Source organism: Candidatus Scalindua japonica (genome assembly GCF_002443295.1).
Taxonomy (GTDB): domain Bacteria; phylum Planctomycetota; class Brocadiia; order Brocadiales; family Scalinduaceae; genus Scalindua; species Scalindua japonica.
The window spans coordinates 1-13,766 of sequence record NZ_BAOS01000031.1 but is presented as its reverse complement, the minus strand read 5'-3'; the positions used below and the strand labels follow the sequence as shown (position 1 = coordinate 13,766).

General features: G+C 36.6%; 10 protein-coding genes. 5 read left to right on the top strand and 5 right to left on the bottom strand.

Features of this window, described 5'->3' with window-relative positions; genetic code table 11:
* The first annotated feature begins 70 nt into the window (after positions 1-70).
* From SCALIN_RS17595 to SCALIN_RS17575, 5 genes are read left to right on the top strand one after another with little or no spacing between them, the layout of a single operon-like run.
* Entirely contained in the window at positions 71-2,965 is a 2,895-nt protein-coding gene (locus SCALIN_RS17595) for an SNF2-related protein (RefSeq protein ID WP_096895768.1), read from the top strand.
* Complete coding sequence (locus SCALIN_RS17590; RefSeq protein WP_096895767.1) at positions 2,962-3,159, top strand: hypothetical protein; 198 nt, start codon at positions 2,962-2,964, stop codon at positions 3,157-3,159. The genes SCALIN_RS17595 and SCALIN_RS17590 overlap by 4 nt, the downstream gene beginning before the upstream one ends.
* The gene (locus SCALIN_RS17585; RefSeq protein WP_096895766.1) at positions 3,143-5,512 is read left to right on the top strand and encodes an AAA family ATPase; all 2,370 of its coding nucleotides are present in this window, start codon (positions 3,143-3,145) and stop codon (positions 5,510-5,512) included. Before SCALIN_RS17590 ends, SCALIN_RS17585 begins: the two co-directional genes overlap by 17 nt.
* A 17-nt stretch (positions 5,513-5,529) precedes the next feature.
* Complete coding sequence (locus SCALIN_RS17580) at positions 5,530-7,071, top strand: site-specific DNA-methyltransferase (protein ID WP_096895765.1); 1,542 nt, start codon at positions 5,530-5,532, stop codon at positions 7,069-7,071.
* Positions 7,068-9,659, top strand: a complete 2,592-nt coding sequence (locus tag SCALIN_RS17575; protein WP_096895764.1) for a DEAD/DEAH box helicase family protein — start codon at positions 7,068-7,070, stop codon at positions 9,657-9,659. Before SCALIN_RS17580 ends, SCALIN_RS17575 begins: the two co-directional genes overlap by 4 nt.
* A 103-nt stretch (positions 9,660-9,762) precedes the next feature.
* On the opposite strand, the gene SCALIN_RS17570 is transcribed toward SCALIN_RS17575, so the two are convergent.
* The 5 genes from SCALIN_RS17570 to SCALIN_RS17550 form a co-directional block, all read right to left on the bottom strand.
* Complete coding sequence (locus SCALIN_RS17570) at positions 9,763-10,107, bottom strand: type II toxin-antitoxin system PemK/MazF family toxin (RefSeq protein WP_096895763.1); 345 nt, start codon at positions 10,105-10,107, stop codon at positions 9,763-9,765.
* Positions 10,104-10,355 (bottom strand): hypothetical protein, encoded by a 252-nt coding sequence (locus tag SCALIN_RS17565; protein WP_096895762.1) that lies wholly within the window; start codon positions 10,353-10,355, stop codon positions 10,104-10,106. The genes SCALIN_RS17570 and SCALIN_RS17565 overlap by 4 nt, the downstream gene beginning before the upstream one ends.
* Complete coding sequence (locus tag SCALIN_RS17560; protein WP_096895761.1) at positions 10,352-10,759, bottom strand: DUF6941 family protein; 408 nt, start codon at positions 10,757-10,759, stop codon at positions 10,352-10,354. Before SCALIN_RS17560 ends, SCALIN_RS17565 begins: the two co-directional genes overlap by 4 nt.
* A gap of 507 nt (positions 10,760-11,266) precedes the next feature.
* Positions 11,267-12,322, bottom strand: a complete 1,056-nt coding sequence (locus tag SCALIN_RS17555; protein WP_162532389.1) for a tyrosine-type recombinase/integrase — start codon at positions 12,320-12,322, stop codon at positions 11,267-11,269.
* 413 nt (positions 12,323-12,735) lie between these two features.
* Positions 12,736-13,766, bottom strand: a 1,031-nt coding sequence (locus SCALIN_RS17550; protein WP_203415553.1) for a protein rep, incomplete at its 5' end; no start/stop codon positions are given.

The following is a 13,766-nucleotide window of genomic DNA, read 5'->3' as shown; positions in this document are numbered from 1 at the left end:
AAAAACATGCTCGTTTATAAAAATCCGTCGTCCATGCCGGATTAATCAAAAGAAAAAATAAAGGCGGTGAATGAGCACCCAATACCATACAAAATATTACGCATACGAATTGACTAAAAAATGCTCTTCTCATCAGTTGGAGAAGCTCAGTAAGTCTATATTCAATGCCACTGTCGATTTAAATCCACACCAGTTGGATGCAGCTCTTTTTGCCTTTCGATCTCCATTATCCAGAGGTGCAATTCTTGCCGATGAAGTTGGATTAGGAAAAACCATCGAAGCAGGACTCATAGTAAGCCAACTATGGGCGGAAAGAAAAAGGAAAATACTCTGTATCACTCCAGCTTCATTAAGAAAACAGTGGGAACGAGAATTATCGGAGAAATTTTTTATCGAATCCACTATTCTTGAATCAAGGAATTTTAATCGTTCCATCAGAGATGAAGATATAAACCCTTTTGACTTGAGTAATAGAATAGTAATCTGCTCGTACCATTTTGCCAGAAGTAAATCAGATAATATAATGGCTATTCCATGGGATTTAGTGATTATTGATGAAGCGCATCGTTTGAGAAATGTATATAAAAAAAGCAATAAGATCGCAAAAGCGATTCAAGCTGCAATTGGAAACAGTCCCAAAATATTGTTAACGGCAACACCACTTCAAAACAGCTTAATGGAATTATATGGTCTTGTAAGTTTTATTGATTCACATATTTTTGGAAGTACACAGTCTTTCAGAGAACAATATGTGAGATCAGGAGTTGCACAAGAAGCCTTTTATGAGAATTTACGTGACCGTATTAGCCCTGTTTGCCAAAGAACACTTAGAAGACAAGTTCTGGAATATATCCAGTACACAAACAGAATTTCCATTACACAAGATTTTACACCGACAGATAAAGAATTTGAGCTTTATGAGTATGTTTCTGCTTATTTGCAACGTAATTCTACATATGCCCTGCCGAACAGTCAAAGAACACTGATAACTCTGGTTGTCCGTAAAATTCTCGCTTCTTCAACTTTTGCGATCTGCTCAACATTGGATAAATTAGTAAATCGCCTTGAAAACAGTATATCTGAAAGTAATACATATGATGCAGACATCTTAAATGATGAATACGAAACTATTGATGAATTAAAAGAAGAATGGCAGGGTGATGAAAATAACATTGATGAAGCAAGAAGTTTAAGCGATGAAGAAGAAAAAACTATTATAAGAAAAGCTATTCAACAGGAAGTTGTAGAACTTAAAAACTATCAGGCATTAGCAAGGGCAATAACTGTTAACGCAAAAGGAGAAGCCCTGCTTAAAGCCCTTGAAAATGGATTTAAAAAACTTGGTGAGCTTAATGCCCCTCAAAAAGCACTTATCTTTACCGAATCTCGAAGAACACAACAATATTTATTCAATCACCTCAAAGAAAATGGCTATGACAGACAACTTGTTTTATTAAATGGCACTAACACTGAAAAAGAGTCAACAGAAATATATAAAAGCTGGTTAAAAGAGAATGAAGGAAGAGACTGTATTTCCGGCTCAAAAAGTGTTGATATGCGAGCGGCATTAGTTGATGAATTCAGAAACCATAAATCAATCATGATAGCGACTGAAAGCGGGGCCGAAGGATTAAATCTGCAATTCTGCAACCTTGTTGTAAATTATGATTTGCCGTGGAACCCTCAAAGAATTGAACAGAGGATTGGGCGTTGCCATAGATACGGACAGGAATTCGATGTTGTTGTTATAAACTTCCTTAATCGTAAGAACGAAGCAGACCAGCGAGTTTTTGAACTTTTATCACAAAAATTGCGCTTGTTTGATGGTGTTTTCGGAGCATCTGATGATATTTTGGGAGCTTTAGAATCCGGTGTAGACTTTGAGAAGCGTATAAATGCGATATATCAAACATGCAGGACTTCTGAAGAAATAAAACAAGCTTTTGATGAACTCCAGACAGAATTAGATGCAGGCATCCAAAACAGAATGGAAGATGCACACATAAAACTCATGGAACATTTTGACGAGGACGTACATAAGCGCTTAAAGCTCAATCAAGATGAAACAAAAATCCAAATAGATAATTTTGAAAAATGGCTTTGGGAGTTAACCCGTTATGAACTATCAGATCATGCTGAATTTGATGATGCACAATACATGTTTCACTTAAAAGATATCCCCACTGATATTAACTCTTCTTTAATCTCAAAAGGAAATTACAGCCTTGTTACTCAAAAAAATAGTAATACCGAACACTTTTATAGACTTGGGCATCCTCTGGCAGAACAATTGATAGAAAAATCTAAATTAAAAGAACTACCGTGCAGAGAAATATCTTTTAATTGCAGTAATCATCCCAAAAGAATATCAGTAATTGAGCAACTGTTAAATCAGAGCGGATGGTTGAAACTGTCTGTTTTAAAAGTATCAGCAATTGAGGCAGAAGAGCGTTTACTTTTTTCCGGCATTACCGATGATGTAACTATTCTCGATCCTGATACTTGCAAGAAACTATTCAATGTTCCAGGAAAAACCGGCCTGGAAACATCCATACCTGATAATATCGAAGATAAACTGACTTCCATAACAGAAACGTTGACTAACGTTATTACAATGGAAATTACAGAGCGTAATGGTCACTATTTTGAGTCCGAGATGGAAAAGCTGGATAAATGGGCTGATGATTTAAAATTTCAGCTTGAGCAGGAATTAAAAAATCTGGACAGAGAAATAAAAGAGACAAAAAAAGAAGCGAGAAAAGAAGCCGAACTCGATAAGAAAGTTGCCTTGCATAAAGATGCCAAGGATTTAGAGAAGAAGCGTAAAGATAAAAGGCGCAGTCTCTTTGAAACTCAAGATGAAGTTGACAACAGAAAAGAAAATTTGATTTCAGAAATTGAAGCAAAACTGAAACAATCAGTAGAATTGGATGAGATTTTTATTATTCGATGGAGAGTTACATGATTGAAAAACCGGATAAAATCGTAGCCGAGTCGATTCACAAGAAACTTAAAGAAGCAAACCTTCTTAAAGACAGATATTTGTCTGACATTGTCGATAAATTATCATCAGGCAATATTTCAGAAGAAGACTGGAAATTAATGGCAGAACTTTCAATTGAAAGTAATGAAGGAGTGAGTAATGTCAAAAAGGATTGAAAAGCTAACAATTAAAGACTTTCGTGGTGCAACTACACCCTTGGAACTTGATTTTGATAAATCCAAACCAATGGTAATGATTTTTGGTGAAAATGGAACAGGTAAATCATCAATTGTTGACGCATTAGACTTTATTTGTAATCAGAAATACGGAAGCATTGAAGAGAAGAGTTCTATAAAGAAAAAATTACACCTCCCGGCCATAGGTAAAACTAAAGGTGATGTCTCCGTTACTCTAAAATTTAATGGAAAAGAATGGATAGCCCAACATCAGGGAGCCGAACCAGAAACTGAACCTTCCGGCTTTCCGGTAGCTAATATTTTAAGACGCAGTAATATTTTAAAGTTGATAGATGCTCCACCAAGTAAGCGATATGAAACTCTTTCCCAATTTCTTTCAGTTCCATACATAGAAAAATGTGAAAATGCGTTACGAGATGCAATTCGTAATCAGGAGAGTGAATATAGCGAAAGCACACGCTCCGTAACACAAGCAAAGGAAGCACTGGAAAAATTACAACAGGAACTAAATGAAAGCAATAAATCAGCAGAAGAATGGGCTAAAGAAGTAACGGAAATAAAGGAAGACGAACTCAAAAAAATTATTAAAAATGCAGAAGAAATACAAACATTACAAGAAAAATATACAACTACAAAGATAGCATTAGAAAAAGCAAAACAAGTCTTTGCAGAACAATCTGAAAAAGAAAAACTTGCCGTTACAGAACTGGATAAATTCCAGGAAAAAGAGACTTCAAAAGAAGATTTACAAAAGCTTCTCAATACAGCAAAAGATTATTTCACTAATAACGAACAAATTGATATTTGCCCTGTTTGTGAAAAGAAAATTAGTAGTGGTGATATTTTAAATAGGCTAATACAAAGACTATCTGATATGACAGGTTTGACAACGCTTATAGGTATTTTAGGAAATGCACAAAAGGAAAAAGAGTCTGCTAACAGATTAGTAAAAACGAGAGAAGAGGATTATAAGAAATGTACTTCTGACTTAGTTCTAAAAATTGAAGCCACCCAAAAAAAAGGAGCTGTAGAAGACGAAAGTAAAATAGATTATGATAAATTAATTTTTGAATTGACTGATACTGATACTGATACTGATACTGATACTGATACTGATACTGATACTGATAATAAACCAGATGTAGAGAAAGCAAAAAAAGAATTAGAAAAGTATGGCAAATATAAAGCATTCCTGGAAGAGCAGAAAGATAGAGCTGGGAAAAAACAACATCAAAAAGCAACAGTAAAATCCTTGCTTGAATCCATAAAAGAAAAAGAAGCGAAAAGCAAAAAGGATGCTGCCATTCTTGAACGGTTAAAAAAATTTGAAAGAATAGTTCCCACAGTAAGAAAGCAATATGTCGATAATATCCTTACAGCAGTCTCAAGTGAAGTAGAGCGGCTTTATCAGACAATACATCCAGAAGAAGGATTGGGAGGTATACGCTTATACTTAAAGGCAAATGTACGAGGTTCGTTAGAATATGATTGTGTTTTTCAGGGTTCTACCGGTATACCACCGCAAGCATTTTATAGTGATGCACATCTTGACACTTTGGGAATTTGTACGTTTCTTGCATTGGCAAAATACTTCAATGATGACAACACAATTATTGTTCTTGATGATGTTGTAACATCCGCAGATGAAGCACATAGAGAACGCTTCCTGAATATACTGCATGATGAATCTGATAATTTTTCCCATATGGTTGTTACCACACATTATAGGCCGTGGCGGGATTTTTATCGTATCGGTGGTGGACCGGCTAACAAAGTACAATTTATTGATTTACAACTTTGGACTAAACAAGCAGGAATAAGACACTCAAAATCGAAGTTGTTAATTGATGAACTAAAAACATTAAAAGAGAATATTACCGTTGATAATCGACAGAATATTGCATCTAAAGCAGGAATTCTTTTGGAGGGTATTCTTGACCAACTTGCTCTGAGATACAGGTTATTAGTGCCACGACAACCATTACAGCAGTTTGGATTAGGGATTCTTTTTGATAGTTTATCAAAGCATAGAAAACACCTGAAAACTATACAACATAATGATGATGGAACAAAAATTGAGCTTGAAATAAAACCTCTTATCGAAAAACTTGAAAATATGTCTTTTATTAGAAATCAAGTAGGAAGTCATTGGAATATATCAGGTTCATTACTCTCAGATACCCAGGTGAAAGATTTTGCAGAGCATACAATTTTATTATGTGAAACTCTGACTTGCAGTATTTGTGGAAACTTGCCGAATAGAAATAAAAGCGGTAGTTACTGGCAATGTCAATGCGGAAAAATGCAATTATATCCGTTGGAAATGCCATAATGGAAACAAATTAAAAAATGGCAAAGAAACAGAAATTAGAACTCACTTGGGTAGGTAAAGATGAGCGGGTAAAACTGGAACCCCGTGTACTGATAGAAGAGTCGAAAAAAAGCTACGGTGACCCGAATAGTGAAAACATGCTTATCTTTGGGGATAATCTACTTTCCTTAAAAGCATTGGAGCAGGATTTTGCAAGGAAGATAAAGTGTATATATATTGACCCTCCCTATAATACAGGCAGTGCTTTTGAACATTATGATGATGGGGTGGAACACTCTCTTTGGCTGGGACTCATGCGAGATAGAATTGAAATACTTTGGAAGTTATTGCGCTCTGATGGGGCCATCTGGATCAGCATTGACGACAATGAGGGGCATTATCTGAAGGTATTATGTGACGAAATCTGTGGGAGAAAGGCATTCGTTTCTACTGTTGTTTGGGAGAACTTCTATGGACGTAGCAATGCTGCTGCCATTTCACCTGGGCACAATTATCTACTTGTGTACTCGCCTCTTGGTTTGGACTGGCGGCACAAACGAAATTTGCTTGAAAGAGATGCGAAAAGCTCTAAGAACTATAAGAATCCGGATAACGATCCCAAGGGATCATGGCGTCTTGGTCCAATTTTTGCCGCTGAAGAACGACACGCTGGTCTTATGTATACCGTTGTTACACCATCCGGTCGAGAAGTCAGCCCTCCCAAAGGGAGCCATTGGCGCATGATTGAAAGTGATTTTTGGCGCATGGTTAAAGATGGTAGAATAAGCTTCGGGAAGAAAGGAAACAACATACCTGCAATCAAACTCTATCTTAATGAAGTTCAGAGTGGTCTTGTCCCCCGCACTTGGTGGCCACATGATGAAGTGGGGCATACGCAAGAGGCGAAAAGAGAGGTTCAAGCGCTATTTCCAGAGGTGATACCTTTTGACACACCAAAGCCTGAAAGAATTTTGCAGAGAATAATTCATATTTCCACAAATCTCGGCGACCTTGTTCTTGACTCTTTCGCAGGTTCCGGTACTACCGGAGCTGTAGCGCACAAAATGGGGCGCAAATGGATAATGTGCGAGTTGGGAGAACATTGCCATACCCATATTATCCCCAGAATGCAGAAAGTAATAGACGGCACAGACCAAGGCGGAATATCCGAAGCAGTCAACTGGAAAGGCGGCGGCAGTTTTAAATATTACCGTCTTGCGGAATCTTTGCTTGTAAAAGACAAAGACCTCTCCACGGACAAACATCCTGTATATATTATCAATCCAAAATATGACGAGACCTTACTTATAAAATCAATTTGCAAAATTGAAAATTTCCGTTATCGAAAAGATGGCCGTTTACACGGAATCAGCAGCGAACAGCGTTTTTTGCATGTAACAACCCGCCTGCTCACACAAGCTTATATGGAATCACTATCGGAAGATATTGGCAAAGACCAGTCATTGTTAATTTACTGCACCAGGAAATCCAGAAATCTTAAAATACCTGATAATGTTGAGATTAAAAAGATACCCAGGAACTTATTGGAAAAATGTGATTTTGATGAGGATAAAAGATGAACTTACCTTATTTAATAAAACAATATATGAGTTTGAGAGAGCCGCAGGAAAAAGCTCTGGAATTACTGGATACCATAAGCAATGGACTTGATTATAAAACCGCAACACTTGAAACTGTTGAAGCCAGGGCCAGTGAAAAGAGCAAAGCGACAACACCGATTAAATTTGATACGGACTTTCCCTCTTTCTGCTTTGCCCTTGCAACGGGAGTTGGAAAAACACGGCTTATGGGCGCGTCTATCTATTATTTGTGGAAAACCAGGGGATATAAAAACTTCTTTATTCTCTCTCCAAATATCACCATTTACGATAAGCTGAGAGCAGAACTTCATGCATCACACCCAAAATATATGTTTGTCGGGCTTTCTGATTTTCCACAGCCATCAATATGGGATGGTGATAATTATTTACGATTTAACCCTGACCAGTTAACAATTTATGACGAAGCCAATATTTTCATTTTTAATATCAGTAAGATATTTAAGCGTGGTGATGCGGATTTCCGATTTCACCGCTTTCATGAACAACTGGGGGATTCATTTTCAGCGATTTTACGGGAAATGGGTGACCTTGTTATTTTAATGGATGAAAGCCACAGATACAGAGCACCTGCATCTTTAAAAGCGATTAATCATTTAAAGCCTGTTTTAGGACTTGAATATACCGCTACCCCTAAGACCAAAGATAATGTAATTTATTCTTTTACTCTAGCGGAATCAATAGGCCGATTTATAAAAACACCAACTGTTGTAACAAGAAGCAATCTTACAACTTCAGATGCCGAAGAGATAGAGACATTAAAACTCATGGATGGTATGACGCTTCATGAAATAAAAAAAGGACGGCTTCTTGAATATTGCGCCGCTAACAATTTGCCGCCTGTTAAACCATTTGTACTTATCTCAACAAAAGACACAACACATGCAAGTGAAGTGAGAAAAAGAATAGAATCTGATTCTTTCTTTGAAGGGCAATACAAAGGAAAGGTTATAGAGGTTCATTCAGGTAAAACAGGCGTAGAAAGTGATGAAAACATAAAACAATTGCTTTCTGTTGAAAGCTATAGAAGTTCTGTTGAAATTGTGATTCACGTTAATATGCTTAAGGAAGGATGGGACGTTAAAAATCTTTATACGATTATCCCGCTAAGGGCATCAATAAGCGAAATTCTGACCGAACAGACAATCGGCAGAGGTTTGCGATTGCCTTTTGGAACCATAACCGATGATGTTGATTTAGACTCGTTAGAGATTATCAGCCACGATAATTACGCAAAACTGATTGATGCGTCTAAAAACAGCCCTCTCTTTAAGATTAGACAAATAGATGAATCAGATACAACACCGAGAAAAACAGTAAAAGTACAGCGAAAATTTATTGATACCGAAAAAGTACTCGACAAAATGCAGGAATTGGATTTAAGCCTATTTGCTTCACACTATACACAGCAAGAAAAAATTGACGAAGTTGTTGAGCAGCTTGTAAATAGAGACATAAAGGCGTTTGAGGAGAAAAAAGAAAAATTAGAATCTAACATTCATCCAGACTCAAAAGAAAAGGATAACTCCGCTCAGTTAACTCTATTTGATGATGAAAAAGAGGCGCTTCCTGAAATCAATCCTGAAGAAATAAAGCGAAAATACAAAGAGATACTTGTCAATTATGCTAAATTAACAATTGATGTCCCTCATATTTTTTTAGATATCTATCCTAAGCGTGACATTGCTACTTTTGAAGTACAAGTGCAAACTGGTCCCTTTGAGTTGGTTTCGCAAAGAATTATAGAGCATGACTTAGCTTCCGGTCTTGAGCGGCAAAGCCAGGAGGTAGATCTGTTAGAAGTAGAAAATCCGGTCGTTTTTATTGCAGGCCGTCTTATTGATGAGGTTGAGGAACTGGCTGCGGAAAATGACAAAGAAGTGGCACTTGATTTGGCAAAGAAATACATAGAAAGGATGAATGTGGATGAAAAGGATATAAAAAAGATAGTTCATTTATATCGTAAAGCAATTATTAATGATTTAAGAAATCAGATTGAAGCTAATATTCACGAAGAAAATGAAGTTGAGGTTTCTATCAGAAAAAATCCCTTAAGATTTCCAAAAGAATATTCCAAAACAGTTTATCTTGAAAAGGGAGTATTACACTATAATGACAATGTTGAAGCCTCTCGTATCAAAAGCTATCTGTTTGAGGGATTCGAGAAGACAATTTACCCATTAATACCTTTTGATTCTGTGCCCGAAAAGGAATTTTCTGCGATCCTTGAAAAAGACAATGCCGTTATTAAATGGATAAGGCCACCAGAGGGCAAAATTCCTATTTATCATCGAGGGCATTCCTATACACCAGATTTTATAGCGGAAACAGAGAACAAAAAATATCTCATTGAAATAAAAGGCATGAGGGATTTACAACCTACTATAAAGGAGGATGTAAAAGAAAAAGCAAGGGTCGCAATAAAATGGGCAGAAGTCGCAACAAAAGAGCTGAAAGATAAACCTTGGGAATACAAATTGATTCCAGAAACAGCAGTAACAAATACATCTGATTTGAAATTTATTTTAGGACATGGAATTAATATTTAAATAGAAAATTATCTTAACCTTCGTAGTTTCAGCATTGAAAACGGGCAAGCTTTAAAAGCTATAATTTTTCAATTACTTTTTTTCGTACTTGTAAATATTAATATCAAAGCTGTAACAAGTTACGTAACCGGTCTTCTATTTCCTTTAAAATACCAGAACCCACAAAGCCCAGTTTACTACGTAAAAGTGTTTTTTTTAATGTATGTATTTTTCCCACTCTAAAAACTGAAGGGTTTTTTAGTCCTGTATTCGCAAATTCAGGATTTTCTGATTCAAGAAGGTAGTCATCAGGTGATAACCTTGTAATATTAGAGGTTATTAAAAGCAATACGGTATCATCCTGGATTTCATTGTAGCTATCATTGGAAATGACAAGTGCTGGCCTTACTTTGACAGATGATAAATCAGTAAAAGGAAAAGTAATTAATACAACATCACCTTTTTTCATATTGGAGTACCATCTGAAGGGCTGTAAATGTCCTCCTCTGGTTCATAAAGGAAATCAAAAGAACCTGATTTTTCTGCAAGGGTCACAATCTCTTCATCTGTTAATTCTTGACATGGGACTATCACAGGGTGTAAGTCAACAGTGAAGTGGTAAAAATAACATTTCAACTCTGGGCCATCTTTAGAAGTTTCCACTTCCGCATTGCCTTTCTTAAAAACTTTCATTTCCTGTTCAGCAACTAAGCTCATGAATTTTTCCTTTCTATAACTTGAAATTTCCTAGAAATTATAGGTATATCGTTACATGAAAATTCAAAGCGGTATATACCTGCATCCGGAAAAGATGCCCCTCCTATGGTAAAATTTGATTCCACAATCGCTAAGGGGTTTTCAAATTTAATTGGACCTGATAGTTTAAGAATTTCATTGCTTCCATCGTCTTTCATGCAAGACAATGAACATTGATATTCGCCATGTCCTCCCGTTAAACTAACAAAAACATTGATTACTGGTAACGTGCATGGGAAATGGGTTGCATTAACATTACTAAATAAGCCTATTAGACTTTTTTTATTTGTTAACTTATCTTCAACCACAGTATCACAAATAATAAAGGCAAGTACCGTAGGTTCTGGGAGTGTTTTTTTATTCATCCGCTTTATTATGAGAATTATTAAAAAATTGTCAACTCCGTTTATTGATATATTCGCGTATCAAGCCCACAACAGTTTGAAATTCGCAAAATGAATGCCATTGGCTTGCATAAGTTAGATATATTTTTGCAGTAAAGATATCCACATAACTATCCATTCACAGCATATTTTCACCTAGTAACGGTATTTTTGCCTTGTTAAAAATACTAAGCACTTGAATACAAAATTGTTATCATAGCCGAAACAGGGATTCGCCCCCAGTCTCTTGAGTGCCAAAAAAGAGGTTTACTGTGCCCAAATTGTACCCAAAATATCTCAAAACACCCTGAAATAGACTAAAATTAGATTGTGGAAATGTGCCTATAAGCCAAATAAACTAAAACAGTTAGAATTAAAATAAAAAACAATTTATACCAATGGAACTGAATGGGGTTCAAGAGGTCGCTGGTTCGAATCCAGTCGCCCCGACCATTTCCTGCAAAAGGGTTATGACTAATTCTGTCATGCTTAAAATCCTCTTTTTTCTTCCATTGTAGTCAGATTGTAGTCAACTTCTAAAGCTTCGACTCCATCTCTCAAACTTTCCGGGCAATGGTGAGAGTATCTTTGAGTCATCCGAATGTCTTCATGTCCGGCCAGCTTAGCAATTTTGTATATATCTACTCCTCTTTGTGCCAGCTTGGTACAGAAGCAATGTCTCAGATCATGGAACCTGAAATCTTCAATCTCAGCCCTTCTTACAGCATTATTAAAGGCCCTTCTGAGATTATGCCGATCAATCTTTGTTCCATGACTGCTGACAAATACAAAATCGTTTTTAAGTATCCTTACCTTTTCCTCGGACTTCCGCTCAATCACCTCCATTGCGTTTCGATTCAATGGAACAGTCTTAGGTTTTCCATTCTTTGTTTTCTTGATAAGAATGGTTTTACGGAAAAGATTTGTTCTGTTCCATTCAAGGGAAAGTAATTCATCCTGTCTTAAGCCGGTATTCAATGCAAAGTTAATTATCTCACGCAACCACCCAGGACTACTTTCAAGAAGCCTCTTTTCTTCCTCTTCTGTCAGCCATCTGTCACGCACGTTGTTCTCCTTCTCGTATGACATTTTGGAAAAAGGCTTGTCATTGCCATCAATCCATTCCCAATCCTCAAGGGCTAATGTAAAAGCCTTAGATACCATTGCCAACTCACGATTGATAGTAGCTGGCCTGGCTCCTTCATCCTTTCTTAAGACCTTATAACCGGATATCTTTTTACGGGATACTAACAATAAAGTTGAATCCCCAAAATAAGGAATAAGATGCTTTAAATATGAAGCATAACTTCTCTGCATACTGTCTGACACCTTTGGTGCATGTTCCTTCATAAACTTATCCATCAACTGCGCGAAGGTCTTATCACGTTCTATAGGCTTTTCATAATACTTTCCTTCAACAATTGCTGTTCGAATCTTTGCTTCAATTGCTTTCGCCAGCTTTTTATCAGAGGTTTCAAGGCTCTTCTGAATCTTCCTACCATTGTGCCTTATACACGCCCACCAGACACCGCTTCGTTTAAACATATACTCCTCCCTTCCCGAAGCCTGATCGCGTCTGCATGTCGCTATCGGCTGCATTATATACAATTGCCATGAAGGTCTCCAATATTTTATTAACTGTTTTCAGCACCTTTTGTTATAGCCGTATTTGTAAAAAGTTTTTTTTGGTTTCGTTTTAAAAGCAATCATCCTGGAGTAAAAAACATATTACAAATACTAAGTATCACTGCATTACTAACTTTTATGTAAATCCCTTTTTAATATTGAAATTTCTTACAGTATGAAAAATCACGCCAAAGATAAGGCGTTTTGTCATGCCTTTACATACTTCCAGAAACCTTTAGTTTAAAAGCATTATAAAAAAAGTGTAAATGAAAAGGATTTTGTGATTTCCCTTTCCGTTTTTTTACTAAAGGATCAGGGAAGTAGAAATCATGTTAGGATGAATCATTTTTCACGCCTTGAAAAGGTTCAGGTTCATAGCTAGCTGACCATAACTCTATGAGTCCGATCTTTACCGCTCCGAGTGCAAACCCGACCAGCTCACTATCAACACCCGTCTCTTTAAAGCACTTATCAACAACTTCCTTAATAGTTCCAAGTGTTTCATATTGTTCTTCCTCTTTCGGTGTAAGTTCTTCCATCTCTTTCTGGCCATAACAGTTACCAAACCTTAACACCATCCTTTTACCCTTCATATCAACAATTATCTCCTTAAGTCGAGCTTCTTCAATATCAAGATCAAACTTCATGGAATACTTTGAGATTTCCTTTCCATATCCTTCGGTTACCGGCCTGATATCTGAAATAGTGCCAAGACCAACTTTTAAAAGAACATGCTCAAGGTCTTTCTTCAGTGGGTCTAGAAAATAACCATTGTCTGTAAGCTGCATATTCTCAACTTTACGATCAACGGCCAGATCAACTAACATGTGTGAGTGAACATGCCAGCCGGTTCCTTCTTTGTATGTAATTTCAATATGTTCCACGCCTCCCCGGATATATCTTTTCCACCATGAACGCTCTTTTTTAAGTAAACTTGTTGATTTCTTAAAATAATTAACAGCAGTTTTTAAACTATCCCTGTTTAATGTATTAGCAGTTATTGTCAGTAAATGAGGGTTTTCCATATCTTTACCAAGTTTTTCTACCTTTCGAGATAGAATAGAAGCACGATATGAATTACACACTGGACAAACCCTGTCTTTACAACGTAGTTGCGGTTCATATAAAACATTGGATGGGTCTCCTTTTTTAACCTTCACGAAAATAGTATTTCCACAATAACCCATTCGTTTTGCTCTTGCTTCCTGGCCAACTTCCCGGATAAGCTTTTCAATACGAAATAAAGCCCTTAACCGCCAGCTATTTTTAACGGTCATAACTCTAGATTTTTTCTCTTTTTTCACTGCACATTTACACATGATTTCACTCCTGAAAAGGCTATAAAAACGGTTAAAAACTGCCA